This is a genomic window from Paenibacillus sp. PCH8 (assembly GCF_002968835.1).
Taxonomy (GTDB): domain Bacteria; phylum Bacillota; class Bacilli; order Paenibacillales; family Paenibacillaceae; genus Paenibacillus.
Genome location: NZ_PKQK01000001.1, coordinates 2,867,596 through 2,889,397, shown reverse-complemented (window position 1 = coordinate 2,889,397; position 21,802 = coordinate 2,867,596). Strand labels below are relative to the sequence as shown.

Below are 21,802 nucleotides of genomic sequence, written 5' to 3'. Positions count from 1 at the left end.
AACATAACGACCTGTCCTTGTATAAGCTCATGATCACGGAGACGTTGCAGATAAAGCCGTGCTTGATTTAGCAATTCGGGATAAGATTCAAACTGCTCCTCACCTGAAGAACTGATATATGTGATCCCCTTCTCCGGATGAACATTTGCAATATACATAAGAAGCTCAGCCACAGTCGAATACTGCTTAGGCACCATCAGCTCCGGCCCTCGTTGTATGGATTTACTGGACATGTTGCACCTCCACTGCCTCATTATGAACTTGCACTTTCACATCGCTGCCAATCCGGTCATCAATGAGTTGTTTCATACGCTCGATATCCAATCCTGCTCGACAAGCCAGATGAACATACAGGCACTCTTCGTCGCAGTGAATAACCCATTCGAATTGAGCGAGCCCTGTGTTCAAGCCTTGGTCGTCTGATGATTCCAACATGGGAACCGCCTCTCGGCTGGAGATATAGCCCTGATAATTGAACAAAATCAAATTTCGTGGCTCCTGTCCTGTCGCTTGACTGTAGGCTGATCCCAGCTGTTTCTGAATGACAGCATAGTCGGCTGAGAAGGAAGAATCCTGTGTAAGCGCCATAAAATTAATGTTATGACGTTTGGTCAGCTCCAGACGTTTCAACAGATCCTCCTGAGCAAAATCAGGGTCTACAAGCACTGGAATCAGATCAAGGAATTCACCTACATAGTCATAATAGGATTCCTCACCATATTCCCTTCCGTAATGCACCAGAGCTATAGGCAATTGGTTTACGTCCAGATACGTTGCAATAATGTTGGCGAAGGATTCAAAACAGGCCCACCAGTCTTCCGCAGCCTCGTTCCCTGCGCGGGATAACTGAACAGTGATCGCCGAAGGTTGCGGATTCTCTGGTTCTTTCAACTTCTTCATGACGATGCTGTTGCAGGCTTGCCAAGACTGAAGCGAGTATTCATTCTCCAGTTCATTCTCGGAAATGCCTACAGGCCCTTGAGATAACAACCGTACATAGTTCTCATAATTCAGCACGTTGTACAGACGTTCGCCTTCAAGCTCTTTCCCTTGCAGTATATTGGCTGTATCCATCTCAAGCTGTTGCCTGATAATGTCGGCACTCATGCCATCAAACGCCAGATGATCAAAACTCCATATTAATCTGTGCTCCCTGAATCCCGTACGCAAAATGCATAGACGCCAAGGCAATTCCCCTAACGCATATGTCTTGTGCAGCAGAGACCGAGTCAGCTTATACTCCAATTGCTTCATAGTAGCCGGAGCGTAATGACGCGTATCGAGATATGGAATTAGTTGTTGCAGCATGTCTGCTGCTAACGATAGATCACTCTGATGCCAGTTCAGGGCATCTTCCTCATATATGATGCTGTGCAGCAGCTGATGTCGGGCTACAACCCTAAGAATCAGCCCTTTTACAGCTTGTTCATTCAAGTTTCCTTCAAGGGTTGTTATACATCCGCTTGCTCGTGAAGTCGTAGAACGATGCGCTTGTTGGATTGGAGATAGTGGGAAACGACCAATGGGGGTCGTAGCCGCCATGAAGGATGAAACCTGATTACAGCTATTTAAGACATGCAGGACCAGGCTATCCAGTTGATTCTCATGAAGTGTAATGTCCTGTGGAATGGTTATGGGGGACTGAATATGCAGGCTATCTTCAGACAATATGGACGTTTGAGGAACGATATGCACCCGATTGGCAAGTCCTCTAACTGTCGGATATTGGAATAATTCGTTTACCTTGATGGCAATTCCTTCTTTTGACAAAATTTGAGTTAATGCGATCGCTTTAAGAGAATGCCCTCCGTTCTGGAAGAAGTGATCCTCCATGCCCATGCTCGGATTGCCCAGCACCTGACGCACGGCGGCAAGAATGACATGCTCCGTCTTCGTCCGTGGTGCGTTTACTTCCTGAGACAACGGTTGAGCATCGGGCAGATCAGACAATGCTTTTCGGTCCACTTTGCCATTCGCGTTGATTGGCAGATGGTCCATTCGTTGAATTCGCGATGGCACCATATACTCGGGTAGCCGTTGATGAAGTTCTCTTCGAATATCTTCGGCATGTACTGTAGTATGGAGCTCGCTTGTATAATAGGCAGCAACGTAGAGACTCCCCATAGCATCTGTCGCTGTCATAACATAGGCATCCCGGACCCCCGGAAGGCGTTCGATGCAGTTACCAATTTCCGATAGCTCAATGCGGAACCCTCGAATCTTGACCTGAAAATCAGAACGTTCTATAAAAATGAGTTTGCCGTCCATCAAGCGTTTGACGATATCCCCGGTACGATACATCCGATCTCCCTTACGGAAGGGATCTTCCAAAAAGTGTTTTTTCGTAAGATCCTCACGGTTGAGGTAACCAATACCTACCGCATCACCACTGATATACAATTCACCTGGAACATTAGGCGGCACAGGCTTCAGATCATCATCAAGAACATATAAGGCTGTGTTGGACAACGGATAGCCTATAGGTAGAGAGCCCGCATAGGGCTCTGTTTGTTCCAGTAAGTGATAGGAGGCAAAAAATGTTGCTTCCGTTGGTCCATATCCATTTAGCAACCTGCCTGGCCCCACACATGCGAGTGCCTTGTTGGCATGACTTGCCGAAGCAGCCTCACCTCCAAACATCACTCTACGCACATTCTTCAGGCACTCAGCATCCCAATCTACCAGCATATTGAACAACGATGTCGGAATGAAAAACACCGAAATCTGCTGTTGCCGGATAACATCTGCCAAACAAGCCATATCGAGAATGGTTTCCTTTGAAGTTAATACGAGTGTTGCCCCATTCATTAATGAAGCAAAAATATCAAAAATGGAACCATCAAATGCGTAGTTCGAAATTTGCAGAATACGATCCTCTGGCACCACGGTAACAAAGTTGCTCTTCTTCATCACTTTAATCACATTGCGATGGCTCATCACCGTGCCTTTTGGCGTTCCCGTTGATCCTGAAGTATAGATGATATAAGCCGGGTCTAAGGCTGTCGTCCCCATATCTCCCTTGAACTCCGTGATGTTCGCCGTACTGAACGTTGTCAGTTCATTAGCCGGCACGATATACGGGATCACCGATCGCCATGTGCTGACATACTCCTGTTCAGTTAACAGCACAGATGCACCACAATCTTGCAAAATAAACTCGATTCTCGCTGGTGGTGAAGCCGGATCAATCGGTACATAACTGCAACCCACCTTGAGTGTAGCAAGGATGCTGACCATTTGGATCGGTCCCCGGTCCAGGAGTAAAGCAATGCTGGAGCCTGATCTCACCCCATGTTCCAGCAACCTGGAAGTTAGCCATTGAACACGATCATACAAATCTGCATAACTCCATTCGTCTTCTTCCCAGATCAATGCTGTCTGCTGTCCATGTAACTGCACTTGTTCTTCAAATAATTGAGGAATGGTTGCATCCCGCCGATATGCAAGGCTATTATCGTTGACTTCGTACAGGAGCCATTCTTCCTCCTCCAGTGTGGTGAGTTTAATCTGACGAATCCGTTCCACATCTCCTGCTGTAATCTGGGACAAAATATACAGGAACTTATCCAGCATCCGTTTCATAGAGTCAGCCTTAAACAGATCCGAGCGATACTCCAATTCAACCGTGTAACGCTGCTCATGTTCGACCAAGGTCCAGGTCAGGTCAAACTTGGCATCCACCCTGCCCTCCATCCATGGCTCAAACGTCAGTTCCCCGGCTTCAGGATCATCCGTCCCCATATTGATGTAATTTAACACCACATCAAAAAGCGGATTGCGAGTTGTATCACCAAATACACCCAGTTGCTCCACCAATGCCTCGTACGGATAATGCTGATGCTCATAACAGGCTAACAGCTTGTCGCGTACCTCTTGCAAATACGCCTCAACGGACCGTTCTCTATCCACACTTGTACGAATAGCAAGCATGTTTACAAACATCCCTACAACGCTATTGAGCTCAGATTTTTCACGACCTGCAACCGCCGTACCTACAACAACATCATCTTGACCCGTATATTTCCAGATCAACACGTTCAAAGTTGCCATGAACAACATGTAGGGTGTAAGTCCTTGTCTTGCACAGCATTCGTTGACTTGTAAACTTAACGACTCATCCATTTCAATGCGGAGTCTTTCTCCACTGAAAGATAAGGCTTCGTGTCTTGGAAAATCCGTCAACCATTCAACCGGTGCGGGCATGTCCAAGAATTCCCGATTCCAAAACGCAGCGTCTTCAGCCCGATTCCCCTGTACTGCGCTCTCATCACGCCATTCCGCATAATCCTTATATTGGATGTCAAGTGGATCTAATGGCTCTCCTCTATACAGGTGAGCAAACTCCTGCATCAGAATGGCAATGGAGCTCTGATCCGAAATAATGTGATGCATGTCAATGAACAGGACGTGCTCCCCCGGCGAGAAACGAATGAGCTTAACCCGGACCAAAGGCGCGTGGTTCAGATCAAAAGGCTGTATCCATTCCAGCATATGTTCCATCTGTAGAGTCTCCGATTCCAGCAACTCTACGACGGTTGGAACCTGATCCTCCACAACCTGGTAAAGCTCACCGTCTATCATTTCAAACCGGGTACGGAACGACTCATGTCGCTGTATCAGTTCATCCATGATCGCCTGGAATCTGGCAGGGTCCAACAGACCTCGTATCTTGTAAAAGCTGGCGAGATTATAAGCCGTACTCTCACCTTTCATCCACTCATGCACCACATACATTCTTCTCTGTGCAGAAGTTGTCTTGTATCTATCCTTTTGGATCACAGGCAGGATGGGATCTGCTGAGTTATCGTTGTTCGCAGTCTGATGCTGATCAATCCATTCGACCATCTGGACAAAAGCCGAATGTTCAAAAACATCATCCAATTCTAAACTCAATCCAAAGGTTTCCTTTATTCTCGACGCCAACGATATTGCCTTCAGTGAATGCCCTCCAAGCTGAAAGAAATCATCTTCGGGACTAACTTCATCACAACCGAGCAGTTCCTGCCACAATTGCAACAAAACACTCTGTATTTCATTCTCTGTCATATGAGCTTTTGAATTACCCGACAAAGATCGCTCTGCGGCTGGAACTGAACCCACTGCTACCTGCGACATACCTGTCAGCTGATACAGTGCAACATCATGATTATGGGCAATTGGGTCAAAAGCATAGGTCGGTAAGGGGATTTTTTGTCCATGATCCGTTCCGTTCAGCTGTGCCCAATTCAATTCCATGCCGGAGCACCAGCAAAAGGCCAGTGACTTCATGAAATATATGTCCGCCTCAAGCGAACTTCCGTGATTATCAATAAGGGAAATGACATTGAGCCCTGTAAGTGCTGTTTGGATTAGTTGGTCTGTATTCTGCTGCTTATTGGCAGTCATCCAAAGCGTGCTTCCAGTATGCTCTGGAAGAGACTCCCGACGTAGCAATGGAAACCGCATATGGCCTAATAACAGCGGTCGAATACTCGACCAAAGATCTGCTACAGTTTCATCCATCCGACTGCCTGTTAATGCATCCGACAAGACTCCCTCCTGTAGAGACCAATCTTCCCGGCTGTATAAAAGAGCTACGGCATGAGTTGGTTCAAGCACACCACTAATGACCATCCCAACCAGTTCACCCACACCTTGTCCGCAAACAACATCCGGTGTGACGCCCAGCTGCATCACCGTCTTAAACAAAGCGTATTGCACAACATAGCACTGCATACGCTCAAGCCTGGAATCGCTTAATGGCCGCCCCATGCCCTGACGAATGGCATACTGCTCCCTTGACTCCAAAAGATTCAATGCCTCTTCAAAGTGCAGTTTGAAAACCTCTGAAACCTGACTTCGGTATCCGGAAGCATACAGTTCCCGAATCTTGCGAGCATCCCAATTTGCAGCTCCGCTGAGATAAAACACGACTCTAGGCTTTCCGTTAACCACGCTTGCCTGAACCTCATAATCACTGGCCTGCTCCCTTGGCGGGATGTGACCTTCTACGGCGATCAGCACCTTTCGGTGAATGAATCTGCTTCTTCCCTTCTGCAAGGTCCAGGCCGCATTGGACAGCTGCTCCGGCATAGCATTGATCGCCTGTAGAACCGAATCATAGGTACGTTCCAGCGCAGTTTCGCTCTTGGCTGAGAAGGGGAGCAGCTGCAACGACTGATAATTGACATGGCTCTCCTGAGCGGGCGGTTGTTCCAGAATAACATGGGCATTGGTGCCACCAATTCCAAACGAACTGACCCCTGCACGCAGAACCCGTTCTGAGTCTTGGAACCGCTGTGCCTCCGTATTGATATAGAAGGGGCTGTGCTCCAAATCCAGCATCGGATTGGTCCGATCCATGTGAATCTGTGGCGGAACCGTCCGATGATACAGCGTTAGAACGGTTTTAATAAAACCTGCAACACCTGCTGCAGCGTCAAGATGTCCAATATTAGCTTTGACCGAACCCAGCGCACAATAATTTCTATTTTCCGTCCCCCACGACTGCCTGAGCGCCTCAATCTCAATCGGATCGCCCAGTTTGGTACCCGTTCCGTGCGCTTCCAGATAAGATATCTCCTTCGGAGCGACTCCCGAACGTTGCAGAGCGGCTTGAATAACCTTAACCTGTCCGGTAACACTCGGGGCCGTATATCCAATTTTGTCCAAACCATCATTATTGATTGCCGAGCCTTTAATAACTCCATATATATGATCGCCGTCTCGCTGCGCTAGATGGAGCGGTTTAAGGACAACCATTCCGCATCCATTACCGGATACGGTACCCGATGCTTGCTCATCGAATGGCCTGCAATGTCCGTCTTTTGAATAAATCATGCCTTCATGCCAGAGATAGCCCTCCCTGAGCGGGTAGGAAATGGAGACGCCTCCTGCAAGTGCCACATCACACTCTCCCCGGATCAGCGATTCCGCTGCCTGATGGATGGCGACCAGAGAAGTCGAGCATGCGGTCTGAACCGCCATGCTAGGTCCTCTCAGATTCAATTTGTGAGATACCCGGGTTGTAATATAATCCTTCTCATTGAGAGTCATGGCTTCAAAAGCTTGCAACAGATTGCCGGAACGACCGAGAAATTGCACCATCCATGGCAAACTTAATCCACTACCCGCAAACAATCCGATGGAACCCTCATAGCTGTATGGATCGCATCCGGCATGCTCAAGTGCTTCCCATGCGCACTGATGCAGCAAACGAATCTGCGGGTCCATCATATTGGACTCCTGATGCGGATATTCAAAAAATTCGGAATCAAAATAATCGGTATCTTGCAGCACACCCTTGGCTCTCACATAATCGGGATGTTCGAACTGCTCAGGTGGGACACCCGCCGATGTTAGATCCTTCTCGGTCAGACGAGTAATGCCATCCTTACCCTCCATCAGGTTCTCCCAGAATTCTTCAATAGTTCTGGATCCAGGAAAGTGCCCTGCCATCCCAATGACAGCTATATCCGTTGAAGAAGGTATTCTGCCCGTTTGCTCTGAAACAAATGGGATAGCATGTTCCGCTGTGTTCAGCTCCAATGGACTCTGTACCTGTTCCGTTATGCTCTGTTCCATCTCTTCTTGCTCAGACATCAGATAATCGACCAATGATGCAATCGAGGAATGTTCAAACAACTGCACAAGCGGAACACTTTTCTTCCAATATGCATTCAGTCGGTTATTAATCAGAATAAGTCCCAGTGAGTTGCCTCCGCTGTCAAAAAAATGTTCATGGACTCCGACGGTGTCTACATTCAATACTTCCTTCCACGCTCCAATAAGCATCTGTTCCAGCGCTGCTTTTGCCCGCTCCGTTCCCTGCATGGATGAGTTGTACACTGAAGTCAGACGGGTACCCTGTTCCGTTGCAATATCAGTTACCCGGAGAGCATTACGGTTCAGTTTGCCATTAGGCAGCACCGGCAGCTTGTCCAGGCGAATCAAGCGTGAAGGCATCATGTAATGTGGAAGCCGCTCTCTTAACCAGGTCCGAAGCAGAGCATCCTCATCATGCTTCATTCCAATAGCCTCAGGCTTCAGACTATAAAACAGAATTAATTGCAGATGATGAGACTCGTTTCCTTCGGTTTTTGCGACGGCTTCCCTTACGATGTCATGGCTCATCGCTGCCTGCTCAATTTCGTTCAATTCAATCCGGTATCCACGAATTTTCACCTGCTGATCAAGCCTGCCCAGTAACTCTATTTCCCCATCCGGCAGTATACGAGCCAAATCGCCTGTCCGATACAAGCGGCCCCCCAAAACATTGGAATTCACAATGAATCGTGTATCCGTCTCGACTGCATTGTTGAGGTACCCTCGGGATAATCCATTGCCTGCAATGCACAGTTCCCCTTCACTTCCGGTCGGCAGCATATCACCCTCATCATTCAGAATATATATCTCTGTATTGGCAATGGGCTTGCCAATCGTAATGCTGGCTGTGTCATTCAATTCTTTGGTCGTTGACCAAATCGTCGTTTCCGTTGGCCCGTACATATTAAAGACACGAGCCGACGTAAGCCGTTTCAAATCAGTGAGCAGGCCCACCGGAACAACTTCTCCTCCGGTAAGAACACACTTCAGATTGACCAGAGCCTGAGCGAACTCGGGATTTTCGACAAAAGCTTTGATGCGTGATACCGTGCTGAGAATATGTGTAACTCCATGTTCACGAATCCGCCGTGCAGCCAAGACCGGATCAAGCTGCTCCTGCTCATCTGCCAGATATAGCGAATGCCCGGTACATAAAGGCGTCCACACTTCAAATCCGAAGATGTCAAAAGAAATGGTCGTTACACTGATGATGCGATCTGTATCATGTGTGAAGAGATGTCTGTGCCTGATGTCTTCAACAAAATTCACCATCGCCCCATGGGTAATCATGGCCCCTTTAGGTCGACCTGTTGAGCCTGAAGTGAAGATCACACAGGACAGATCAGAAGACAATACGTTCACATTCGGATTGACGGATGAACGCACATCTCGCACGGCCGGATCATAGATCATCTGTACTCCGCCAAAAGGTACCGTATTCTCCTCACCAGATGTACATAGCAGCAAATTCATCTGACTATCTTCCATCATGTTCAGAATCCGCTGCGCCGGGAAAGTGGGGTCCAAAGGTACATAAGCTGCCCCAGCTTTCAGTACAGCAAGCAACATAATGATCAGTGCCTCATTGCGTCTCGATAATATGCCTACAGGTTCATCCCGGCTTACGCCCTGATCCATCAACTTCCATGCCAGCGTATTGGCTTTTTCATTAAGTTCCTTGTACGTAAGAGCAGCTCCGGAAGCTGCAAGTAGAGCTATTTTGTCTGGCATAAGCTCCGCTTGCAGTTCGAACAGACGGTGCAGACCGAGTCTGTGATCATTTTCGAGACGCGGACCGGCGAGTGAACGCACTACGGGCTTCTGAGAAAGAGTGTTTCTTTCAAACAGCTCATCCAAAGGCAGATTCGGCTGCTCAACAACCTGTTCGCACAATCCGATAAAATCCTGCATCAACCTTTCAATGGTTGTCCGGTCGAACAATTCCTGCGAGTATTCAATATATCCTTCAAGCACTTGCGTCTCCTTGTTTTCTTGACAAGTCATCAACAGATCATAGGTAGACGTACCTGTCTCGACCGGAAATGAACTGAATTGCAAACCATCAAGTTCAAGCCCGTGCAGCTCCATGTTCTGATAATCAAAGCAAACATCAAATATCGAATTTCGGTTCAACTCTCGCTTTAAGCCCAGTTGCATCACAAGTTCATTAAACGGATACTCCTGATATGCGAAAGCATCCAGTGTATGTTGCTTGAGTTCACGCAAAAAGTCAGCATATACACGCTCAGGTGCAGGAAAGTTTCGCATCGCAATCATATTAACAAACATGCCTACCGTCTCTCTGCATTCCTCTTGCAACCTTCCCGCAACTGGTGTTCCTACTACAATGTCCTGCTGGCCTGTGCGTTGTGCGAGAATAAGATTCCACACACTGAGCATCACCATATACATGGAAGCTTCCGATGAAGAAGCAAGCTTGTGCAAGTGCTCTGTCAACGAAGGACTCAATGTGAAATGGATACGCTCCCCTTTCATGGATCGCTGTGAAGGCCGGTCATGATCCAGTGGAAGCTGCAGGACAGGTACAGATGGGCCAAGACGTTCCAGCCAGAAGGCCCGATGCGAATCGTAACCCTGTGAAGCGAGACGTTGCTGCTGCCATACTGCGTAATCCTTGTATTGCAAACGGACTGCATGTTCACCGCCAAAATACAATTCATTGAAGTCACGCGTTATGATCTCAACAGATGTGCCATCCGCGATAATATGGTGAATATCAAAAAATAGCAGATGCTTCCGCTCACCAATCTTAATCAGTGCAACACGCATAAGCGGTGTCTGTCCCAGATCAAATGGACGAATCAATGACTGAATAAAGGATGACACCTCTTGATCGTTCGCTAATTGCTGCTCGGTATAGCTCATATTCAAGTGAACTGACGGATGGATAATCTGCACGACCTGATCTGCCCTTATCTCAAATGTTGTTCTGAGGACTTCATGATTCTGCACCAGCTTCTCCAATGCTGCTTCAACTCTTGCACGATCCAATTCACCTTCAATGATCGTTGCCGATGGCAAATTGTAAGCCGTATTGCCTGGATCAAGCATTGTTTGGGTGAACATACGCATCTGGGCAGAGGAGATCGGGTAAGCATCCATAAGGGGTGCAGCCTGAATCATCTGCTGATTTAGTTTTGGTATTGCCATGGAATACAGATGCTCTGCCAATTGAACAGGCGTAGAGTGATTAAAAACATCGGCAACCTCGGGTTGAATTCCTGTATAAGTGCGGATCGATGCAGACAAGCTGACTGCCTTGAGCGAATCGCCACCGACTGAGAAGAAATTAACGCTTTCCTCCAGATCGTCGATGCCAAAAATTGTTCGATAGGCCTCAAGAACAACCTGCTTTAACTGGTCTGGACCACCCGTGTAAACAGTCCCTATCAAGGAATCAGAACTGCCGTCTTTACTCTGATCCGTGTAATTCGTATCGTACCTGTTACCCGCACCTTCGGCTGCTGATGGCTTCAAAAGCGAAACACCAACGGGATAGGCTTGTTTGTTGAAAACATACGCGGGCAGAGAGCATTTACGGCGTATCGTCTGGCCCTTGAGCACTTTCCAATCTGGTTCAATGCCTTCGCACCATAACTCGGCGAGTCTGCGGCTCACATACATACTGTCCTGCTCTGTTTCCTTAACATGACGTAACATATTCAGCACGGTCTGAGATTCAGATGCTTTTTTATGTTGTCTGGCAAAGGAACTCAGTGTTCGTCCTGCACCAACCTCAATCAATACGGCCCGTTCGTCCTTCAATATTTCAGCCAGGTTGGATTCAAATAATACCGGCTCTAAAATGTGGCGGGACCAATAGTCCGGATTCGTGATTTCATCGGCAATAGCCCATGTACCACTCGTATTGGACAGCAGCGGAATCTGCGGAATATGAAGCGTATGTGCTGCGAGACAACGTTTAAATTCCTCGGCTGCCTGATTCATCATGGGTGTATGGAATGCGTGGGAGGTTTTGACACGGATACACTTCCATCCCATTCCTTCGGCTCTGGCTTCCATCCGGGCAATCGCTTCCGCTGTCCCGCCAATTACGCTAGAGCCTGTCGTATTAACTAAGGCCAGCCACACGTCTTCTTCCAGTTGCGACTTCACCAGATCGGCATCCGCCATAATGGCAAGCATTACGCCGGGTTGCTGCTGCTGCATCAAACGTCCACGAAGTCGTACCAGTTGGACAGCGTCTCGCAGTTCGAACACACCCGCTACTGCTGCGGCAGCTAGTTCACCAATGCTATGTCCTATCATGCCATCCGGCCGGATACCCAGACGGAGCAGTGACTTGGCCACGGCATAACTTGTCATGAATAACGCGAACTGACTGTACTCTGTCTGGTTGATTCGCTCAGGTTGCTGATCTCCATACACAACGGACAGCATCTCTTCCCGTTCCTCCGCAGGAAGCAGGTCCAGAATCTCCTGAATATAACTTCTGAATAGTGGAGCAATGCCGGCCTGCTCTGTAGATCTGTACAGTTCTGCCCCCATTCCCTGATACTGACTACCTTGCCCTGGGAACATAAAGAATACGGGGCGGCTACCTTGAGCCGAATGGTGGTACACTCGTGCTTTCCCCAACTGTTGCATGAACTTGTCCGGATTATCCTTCCATGTTTTATCCAGCACAACCGCTTTACGATAGGAAAAAACAGATCGCCCTGTCTGTAAGGTCCACGCTGCGTCCGAAACAGACTGTTGTAGCGGCTGTTGTACCAGATGTTCCATAATCCGTTCAGCGGTACGGTTCAGCGAGTGCTCTGTTTTGGCCGAAAAAAGCAATACATTTACGTCTTCATCCGGACTGCACTTATCCATCTCGGGAGCCTCCTCCAATACCATGTGAGCATTCGTACCCCCCACACCAAATGAATTAATTCCTGCGCGCAGGACTCCAACATTAGCCTGTTTCCAGTCCACCCCATGCGCATTGACTTTGAAAGGCGTATTCGAAAAGTCGATCTTGGGATTTGGCTTCTCATAATTGGCGGTTCCGGGGATGTAACCTTGTCCAAGGCTGAGTGCCACCTTAATTAAACCAACTACCCCCGCCGCTGTATCCATGTGTCCCACATTGCCTTTAACCGACCCAAGGTAACAAAATTGCTTTTGTTCGGAGGCAAAGGCTCGCGTTAACGAATGGACTTCAATTGGATCGCCAAGCAACGTTCCTGTACCGTGCGCTTCTATATAACTCACCGTTTCCGGATCTACTCCAGCTACCTTGTATGCATCCTGGATGACTTCAGACTGGCCGCTTATGCTCGGAGCAAGAAAGCTGAGTTTCTCATGTCCGTCATTGTTAATTGCGGAACCCTTGATCACGCCATAGATATGATCCCCATCCCGCAGTGCGTCGGTTACCCGCTTCAGCACCACGATACCCATACCATTCGAGAACACCGTTCCGCTGGCATCTGCATCAAAAGGACGACAGTGCCCATCGGCAGAAAACATCATGCCATCTTCGTATACATAGCCCCCTTCATTGGGCAACTCCACGGTAATCCCACCAGCTACGGCTACATCACATTCTCCAACAATCAGTGATTGACATGCCAGATGTGGTGTAACCAGTGACGTTGAGCATCCCGTCAGAGCAGTATAGGCCGGCCCTCTCAGGTTAAGCTTATAGGCCATTCGGGTAGCCAAAAAATGATTGGTACTGAGGGTAAACGCCTCGTATTTGCTGCTATAATTGGCATCATTAAAAAGTACCTGGCGATACCATTCGAAATCATCTGACCCCCCAAGGAATACCCCTACTTTCCCCGCCTCATCGGGTTTGCACCCCGCATCCTCCAGCGCTTCCCAGATTCCTTGATACAGAAGTCTGAATTGAGGAGACATCATTTTGGCTTCGCCCGGCGTATAGTCGAAGAAACCGGCGTCAAACTCATCAATGCCATTGGCGCGACCTTTGGCTTTGACGTATCGAGGAGAGCGAAGCAACGCTTCTTCCACACCGAGTTCTCTTAATTCCTCATCACTATAAAAGTGAATGCTCTCACGTCGTTCAACAAGGTTGTTCCAGAACTCCCGAATATCCTCAGCGCCCGGCACATTGACTGCCATGCCCACAATAGCAATGTCCTCACGCTGGATACCCGCTTTTCGTTGGAACCTCTCTTTTCGCTCTTTGGGTATGTTACATTCCTCATCTTGCTGTCCCTGCGCTGCAAACTGCCGGAGTGTAGGACGTTCGAAAAAGCGAGGAACAGGGAACTCTACATCGGTATGATGCTTCAGTTTATTGTGAGCCTGAATGACGGAAAATGAATTGCCACCCAGTTCAAAGAAATGGTCGTCCCTTCCCACTTTCTCGACTCCCAGCACTTGAGCCCATACCGAGGCCACCAGTTTCTCAAGCTCATTGACCGGTGCGGCATAAGTCGCACTGGAAGCGTGAGCATGTGTCATGTCGGCGATAAGCGCATTCCGGTCCATCTTCCCGCTGCTGTTCAGCGGAAATTCGGATTTATGTACAAAAACGGACGGGATCATATATGCCGGTAATGAACGCGATACGTATTCTCTTAATTGGGCTGAAGGCAGTTCCTGATCGGAGAGATAGTAGGCGTAAAGCAAACCGGATCTGCCCTCGAACGATTTCATGACCACGACGCTCTGAATGATACCTGGATAAGACGAGAGGGTATTCTCAATCTCTCCCGTTTCCAGTCTGGCTCCCTGTATTTTCACTTGGAAATCAATGCGTCCCAGGTATTCTATCGTTCCGCTCGGCAGTGAACGAACCAGATCACCTGTACGGTACATATATCTGAAATACTCGGGGTCCTGCCCTTCCTTAAAAAAAGGATTGAGGACAAACTTCTCACGTGTCATCTGCTCCAGATTAAGATACCCACGCGCAAGTCCAACTCCGCTGAGGCACAGCTCGCCCGGGATGTCGATAGGCTGAAGCTCTTCATGAGTTCCAACGACATACCATCTGGACTCATTAAGCGGGTATCCAATCGGTACATTGCCCAATCCCTCGTAGGAGCTTAATGGATAATGGGATACCCATATTGTGCATTCTGTAGGGCCGTATACATTTTCCAAACTTGCTCCGATACCCAATCTCTCATATTTCTGAATAACATCCGGTGTGACAGCCTCTCCGCCTACAAACAGCCATTTCAGCGTTTCGAGCGCGGACAGATTCGAGCGAAGCTCCATGGTTTCCAGAAAAAGACGGAACAGAGTGGGTACAAAATTGATATGGGTTACCTGATGTGCTGCCACGGTAGACGCAATACGTGAGGGGTCTTTTTCCGCTCCAGGCTCAAGAATGCTTAATGCACCTTCACCCATAAACCAGCCAAATAGCTCCGTCGCAGAAACATCAAAGGTATAAGCCGTCTTCAGCAAATAAACATCATCCACCTGCATCGGAAAGCGCCGTTCCAGATCAAGCAGTGTGTTCACCACACTATGATTCTCGATCATGACTCCTTTAGGTTTGCCTGTGGACCCAGATGTGTACATGATATAGGCAAGACTATGCGGATTAAGCGGCTCTTCAAGATTCGAGCTATTTCCTGTATAGGCCTTATCATCCTCCGTGTAGATATAATGGACATCCAGAGTTTCGTCCTCTTTGTCAGGCCGCATAGCCAGCACGATGGAGATGTCTGCATCCGTTACAATATAGTCCTTTCTGGATAAAGGATAAGATGGGTCTACAGGTACAAAAGCACATCCAGCCTTCAATATCGCCAACAGGGCAATGACCAGATCCGAGCTGCGCGGCATCTGAACGCCGACTGCCTCATTATTGCTTTTCTTTCTCGCCACAATCTGTCTGGCCAATTGATTGGCCTTCGTATTGACTTGAGCATAGGTCTGGTATTGGGTTCCTTCCAGCAAAGCCTTCCGCTCCGGGAATCGTGCGACTTTTTCGTGAAATATATCCATAATATGTTGCGGAGAGTAAGGAAAATAGGAAGTTTGATTGAATTGGTGCAGTTCGTTTTCTTTCTCATCCTGCATCAGCAGGCTGAACTCGCTGATTCTCTTCTCGGGATTGGTTACCAGTTGATGGAGCAAGTATAGGAACCGTTGTCCCATCCGATCCATGGAATCCTCCCGGAACAAGCCAGGCTTATACTGCAACTTCAATTGTGCGCCTTGAGGTGAGCGATTCAGCACAACCATCAGATCGCCTGGAAATGTAACCTTGTCCTGTTCCAACATGCGCGTTCCAAGTGCATCTTCTTCATAGGAATCATAGACAAAGGAAATATCAAATAAGGATGGTGATCCGGGCTGAGCCTGTAAGTTGCCATCTCTGACAATGAGGTTATTGGGGTATCCGATATGTCTGTAGGTGTCCATCCAAATTGTGGCTACTTGCTGCAGCAGAGGTGTTAAAGTGGATTCGGGGTCAATATCAAAACGCATGGGCAGCATATGAACAAAACAGCCGATGGTTTCGTCCAGGTCCATGCCTGGACGATGAGAATAAGGGGAAGCAAACGTGATATCATTCGTACCGGCGTATTTATTCATCAGAATGCCAAAGGCACCCATAAAGAACATAAAGACGGTTACTTCATTGTCCTTGGAGATTTGCGTAATATCCGCCATCAATGATGCCGGAATATCAAAACGTCGTTCACGTCCAATGCCTTCTTGTGAAGAACCTGCCGGAAAATCGTGCTGTAAAGCCAGAGGTTCTGCACCTTTCATTCGATCTAACCAGTATTCCTGCTCTCGGATGTATTTGTTCTCATGCAGTTTCTGATTCTCAGCCTCGACGTAGGCGATAAATCCTTCGTCCTGCTTCACCTCCACAGGTCGATCTTGAAGGAGGCAAGTGTACGAGTAGAGCAGTTTGTTTTTCAACAGTTCAAGCGACATTCCGTCGCAGATCAGATGATGGATACAAAGGGTGAGGATATACTGGTTTTCGTCCAGCTGAACAACCATCATACGGAACAGAGGGCCTTGCTCCAATGCAAAAGGTGTCCCCATGCACTCTTCTATCCATGATTTAAGCTGCTGGTCCCTCAGATCCATCTGCTTCTCGCTGTTCAGATCCCTGAAGACAAGTGAGTAGTTCATATCTTCATGAACTGCCAGCACTGGCACATCATTTAGAATCTCAATTCGAGTACGCAGCACTACTTGTTGATAGATGAGTAATTCGATAGCTCGATGAAGTATCTCCATATTCAATTGACCTAAATGTATTGAAGCAGAGATGTTATACGCAACTGGATCATTCATCTGACAATCAAAATAAATTCCTTTTTGTGTTTCCGAAAGTTCAACGGTTTTTCGTACTATCATGACCACACCTCGTTCATTAATTGAGATTCAGGGGCTGAATGAAGCAAAAATCCGATAAGCGCTTAGTGCATTACCCAAATTCCTCCAGCCCATATGGAGAGAACCGTAATAAACGTCTGATACACAACATCCATAATAAGATTAGAGATACTATCTCCATCTGCTTTGCGATTTTTAATCATGACATAAGTATGAGACCACAGACCACTTAAACCGTATATGTACATCGTTACCAGCACACCTACCCAAAAATTTCCCTGAAACCAGATGGCCATAATGCCCATAACACCAAGCCCTACTTGAGAAAATCCATATTTGACCTGGAATGGTCCACCGGGCCAACCCAGCATTTTAGCTGTTTGATCGGCTCTGGCAATGTTGACAACATAACCTATAACACCGACCAGTCCAAACGTAACCACAAATTGATGAAGCAGCAGTACCCTGCTAATTTCGCTCATTTCCCCTGGAAAACCAAGCACATAAAGATGTACTCCCCCTGAGATTAGACCTAACAACCATAGTGCTAGAAACCACATTCTGTCCCACTCCTGCCACTTGTAATTTTGGAATCATTTGTAACTAAATGTATGTTTTTTGTAGATAACCACATTATATAATCGCTTTTTTATTTGTCAATTAATACATAATTTTCTATTTTGTCGAAGCATTTGTCATTTATATTCTCATATACGCAAAAAACAACTCTCTATAGTTCTATATAACTTGAAAATATTAGTACAAAAAACCTAAAATTACATTTATACCTGTGAAATCCACTTCTTTTTTAACACTCCAAAAGAACTACAACTCATTTATTTAGTACATACATATTCCCAAAATCTTTGTCCGTTTGACCTGTTAACACTAAATATGATCCATGATCCAATCCGATTTCAACGATGAAAAATTGACACTCCGACTTTTTGTAACTATTATTGTTACAAAGATGTTTATTGCAAATGAGTTGCTTCAGCAGGTCTGATATCACAAAGTTCCCTATTTTTTTGAAAACCACACCCACAGGAGGAAAAGAAGATGAAAATGCTAGTTACAGGCGCGACAGGTCATTTGGGTTCACTGGTAGTTGAGGCATTGTTAAAAACAAATGTTACAGGGGATTTGGCTGTGAGTGTGCGTTCACCAGAGAAAGCGGAATCACTGCGCGCTCAAGGCGTAGATGTTCGTCATGGTGATTTCGATCAACCAGAGACTTTGGAGAAGGCTTTTGCCGGTATAGACCGTTTGTTGCTGATCTCCACCGATGGTGATAATGAGACCAGAATTCGTCAGCACCAGAATGCTGTTGACGCTGCTCAAAAAGCAGGTGTAGGATTCATCGCTTACACAAGTGTTGTGAATGCAGAGAAAAATACCCTCTCCTTGGCTGAAGTACACCGCGTGACAGAGCAAGCTATTCGTGAGTCCGGCATTCCTTATTCATTCCTGCGTAACAACTGGTATTTGGAAAATGAAGCAGGCAGTGTGCAAGCGGCTACCCAAGGTGCACCTTGGGTTCATGCCACTAACGATGGCCAGGTAGGCTGGGCTACCCGTCAGGATTATGCCCATGCTGCTGCCGCTGTACTTGCCGCTGAAGGACATGAGAACACCGTATATGAGTTGTCCGGTAAACTGCGTACTCAAGCTGAATTGACTTCGATTGCGGGTGAAGTACTCGGACAGGAACTCAACGTACACAATGTAGCCGATGCCGCTTACGCTGACATCATGAAAGGTGCGGGTCTGCCTGACTTCGTCGTATCGATGCTCGTAGATATGCAAGGTGCGATTCGTGAAGGTGCGCTGGCTGTGAAGAGCGATACACTGGAGACATTGCTTGGTCGCCCCGCTCAACCATTGAGCGAAGGAATTAAAGCCATTTTGGGCAAGTGAGTTAGAGGTATGAGGGCTTTACAGATTTGAATTCTCTCTATGTTATATAAATAAAATACAAAGGGACACACCAACTCGTATTGGTCGTGTCCCTTTTCGATTTAACACCGGAGAGTCTTCCAAATCGGAATAAAACTCGGCTATTTCTGAGGTTGCACCGCTGTTAAAATTTCCTGAAAGTTACGTGCCAATCCTTCATCGTCTTCCTGATTGAACTGGCGATGTCCATCAATTCCACGCTGGATAATGGTGTTCATCACCGGATGAACTTCACGGTCAGAGGCTACTCGAATCAAGTCGTCGGCAAAATCGACGGCCTGCTGTTCACTGTAATTGAACGGCTTAATCAGCATCCGAATGCTCAGTGCATGAGCCTGCGACTCTGCCAGTTGATCCCGATGAGTTATGCCATATACCGCGCCAAAACCAAAAGCAGCCATAACTTGGCGCTCCAGTTCCGTCGTTTGCTCCAAAGGCGTACCGATCAGTTCACACATTCTGTCCACCATCTGCTCCAACTCATTTGCTGCTGCAGCCAGAATGACGTCATTAATATCGTCAGCGTTAATAAAATCAGTCATATTGTAATTCCCCATTTCTTTAGTTGTAATTGATCTATTCTCTCAACTCTATGAGAACATTGTATCGGAGTTAGGGTATTCGTTTCAAATTCGATCTAAAAAAAGCCAAATCTCCCCGATTACGAGTCGACTTGGCTCATCTCCATTGTACATAAATCTTCTAGCAAACTCTTCTTCAGCACGATACTCGCTTACGCCGGCTCATGCTGCTTCTTCGGTTCCAGATTATAGACCTGCGTATGTTCATTTTCTGCCAATGCCCACTCTACTTTACCCGGTTTACGTACTTTCCACACCCAGGCTTGAACTCGAAGTGAGCTTTTGACCCAAGTTAGGGAAGCACAGCGCTTCTCGGAACGAACTGTCAGTCCCCAATGAATAACACGAGCCAGCCACGGATTCACATACTCATTATGTGAGCGAACAGATGGTAATTCATCCTGGAACAATCGCTGCTTCACGTCCAGAGGTGCCTGCCCGCATGTCCAATAATGGAGCAGAGCCGCGAGGCTATAGATATCCGACATGGGTCCCTGACTGGATTTCTCCGAATAGAACTCCAACGGTGAGTAACCCTTGGATGTAAAGATCGCCTGTCTCTCTCCAGATGGCATAGGCCAACGAGTAGCGGAACCGAAGTCCAATAGTTTGGGAGTACCATCCTCCATCACCATAATGTTGGAAGGTTTCACATCCCGATGAAGAATACCTTGCTTATGTATGTAGTCCAGTGTATCCACCAACGGAAGCAATGTCTCCGTAATGAATGCAGCATCAAGAGCATGGTTATGTTCGTTCAGATATTCGGTTAGCGTGATGCCCGTACAATATTCCATGATGAGATATCCCGTATCATGCGCTTCAAAATGATCCACATATGAAACAATATGAGGGTGATTCAGCTTCGATAACAGTTCACCTTCAAGCAGAAAAGCAGACAGCAACTCCTGGTATTGACCGCCATATCCCCGCGAAGAGCAGAACACCCCTCGCTTGTCTGACTGACGTTCAGCCAGTCTCTGCGGGAAAAATTCCTTAATGGCTACCTTGGCACCTGTGTTACGATCTCGCCCCACATATACAATAGCCAGCTCACTACAAGATAATACCTGTCTCACCTGATATGTATCATTTAAAATCACATTGCGCTGCAATGCCATTTTGTAATTGTCTTTTCTCATAACAGACCTCTTTTCAACCTTGTCGATCGGAAGACTTTCCACATATTGCATCATTCGGTTCAACCAGAAGACAGTCTATCGCCAACTATGTTTATAAACCGAATGACGCTGTTTGAAACACATCTATGCGAAATATAATTTTTTTTGATATTAAACGTACTCTATCTATCACTAATTCATATTCACACTCTTTATAGTAGAAAGGACTCTCTTATATACTGTATCGACAGATGGGACGAATTTCGTTATTAAACCAGAATAGAAAAATGTTCCAATCCCATCTCTTATAGATTTTTCAATAATTCTTCTGTAAGAACTTCCCTATTTCCTCGTTCATCTGAACCAGTACATCCTGCGACGGAAAATGGCCTGTATCATACTTAATAGCTTGTACATTTGAAATAATTTTCTGAGCGCGCTCAATACATTTATCCGCAGGGAAAAAGACATCCTTCTCTCCGACCAATAACAAGGTTGGTGAAGTATAATTAACCAGTTCCGCTCGCTCCGTGAGCTTAGGCAGATCCTGCTCTATACTCACGTATTTGAAAAGTTTACCGATGATATTTTTATCCATTTCTTTCATACAGTTGCACGACATGTTGTCCGTAATTTTTTGCAAAGAAGATGGTGAAGACGTCATGCGATACTTGACGAGCGGCAGCGTGATATCCTGAGCTGTTTTAATTTTGGAATTGACCGCGAGACCCGCAGGAGCAACCAATACGGAGCACGAAATGCGTTCCGGAATATAGGTAGCCAGTCTGAGGATAATGCCTCCTCCAAACGATGGACCGATAAATGCACTCTTTTCGATATCATAGTGGTCAAGCAGATCCGACACCCATAATGCCAAACTATCAAACCGTGTCGAGATGCTCGCTTCCTCACTATAGCCGGGATGACCAATCGTATCTGGAGCAATAATCCGGTATTCTTTGAACAAGGAAGAGAACCATGACAACGTCATCGGGTTCACACAATTACCGCCCTGAAGAATAAATAACGGCTTGCCATCTTGAGGACCTGTCATTAAAACATGCGTCTTCCCAAAACGTGTCTCCACATACTCCCGTGTAAATCCCTCACCCAACTCATTCAAATAAATCTCATACTCTTCAAGTATGCTACTCTTGCCTTCTTCACTTCTATAAATGGAACTCATGTCTGCCTCCTGCAAAATATACTCAAAATAACTGATTCTAGTGAATGGACTTGCTAATC

General features: G+C 46.9%; 6 protein-coding genes. 1 reads left to right on the top strand and 5 read right to left on the bottom strand.

The window, feature by feature from the left end:
- Nucleotides 1-222 precede the first annotated feature (222 nt).
- On the bottom strand, nt 223-16,920 hold the full coding sequence (locus C0Q44_RS12225; RefSeq protein WP_105407474.1) for a hybrid non-ribosomal peptide synthetase/type I polyketide synthase: 16,698 nt from the start codon (nt 16,918-16,920) through the stop codon (nt 223-225).
- A 62-nt stretch (nt 16,921-16,982) separates the two neighbouring features.
- The gene (locus C0Q44_RS12220) at nt 16,983-17,459 is read right to left on the bottom strand and encodes a DUF6790 family protein (RefSeq protein WP_181150958.1); all 477 of its coding nucleotides are present in this window, start codon (nt 17,457-17,459) and stop codon (nt 16,983-16,985) included.
- Nucleotides 17,460-17,958: 499 nt separating this feature from the next.
- Here C0Q44_RS12220 and C0Q44_RS12215 point away from each other — a divergent pair, with 499 nt between their 5' ends.
- Entirely contained in the window at nt 17,959-18,816 is an 858-nt protein-coding gene (locus C0Q44_RS12215; protein WP_105407473.1) for an SDR family oxidoreductase, read from the top strand.
- Nucleotides 18,817-18,956: 140 nt separating this feature from the next.
- On the opposite strand, the gene imm48 is transcribed toward C0Q44_RS12215, so the two are convergent.
- The 3 genes from imm48 to C0Q44_RS12200 form a co-directional block, all read right to left on the bottom strand.
- Nucleotides 18,957-19,397 (bottom strand): Imm48 family immunity protein, encoded by a 441-nt coding sequence (gene imm48, locus C0Q44_RS12210; RefSeq protein WP_105407472.1) that lies wholly within the window; start codon nt 19,395-19,397, stop codon nt 18,957-18,959.
- 191 nt (nt 19,398-19,588) lie between these two features.
- Entirely contained in the window at nt 19,589-20,578 is a 990-nt protein-coding gene (locus C0Q44_RS12205) for a serine/threonine protein kinase (RefSeq protein WP_105407471.1), read from the bottom strand.
- Nucleotides 20,579-20,873: 295 nt separating this feature from the next.
- Nucleotides 20,874-21,743: an alpha/beta fold hydrolase gene (locus C0Q44_RS12200; RefSeq protein WP_105407470.1), complete on the bottom strand. Its 870-nt coding sequence runs from the start codon at nt 21,741-21,743 to the stop codon at nt 20,874-20,876.
- Between the last annotated feature and the right edge of the window lie 59 nt (nt 21,744-21,802).

Bases quoted from the DNA above. Each gene is read 5' to 3' on its own strand.
- C0Q44_RS12225 (WP_105407474.1), bottom strand. From the start codon at position 16,920: ATGATAGTACGAAAAACCGTTGAACTTTCGGAAACACAAAAAGGAATT.
- C0Q44_RS12220 (WP_181150958.1), bottom strand. From the start codon at position 17,459: ATGTGGTTTCTAGCACTATGGTTGTTAGGTCTAATCTCAGGGGGAGTA.
- C0Q44_RS12215 (WP_105407473.1), top strand. From the start codon at position 17,959: ATGAAAATGCTAGTTACAGGCGCGACAGGTCATTTGGGTTCACTGGTA.
- imm48 (WP_105407472.1), bottom strand. From the start codon at position 19,397: ATGACTGATTTTATTAACGCTGACGATATTAATGACGTCATTCTGGCT.
- C0Q44_RS12205 (WP_105407471.1), bottom strand. From the start codon at position 20,578: ATGAGAAAAGACAATTACAAAATGGCATTGCAGCGCAATGTGATTTTA.
- C0Q44_RS12200 (WP_105407470.1), bottom strand. From the start codon at position 21,743: ATGAGTTCCATTTATAGAAGTGAAGAAGGCAAGAGTAGCATACTTGAA.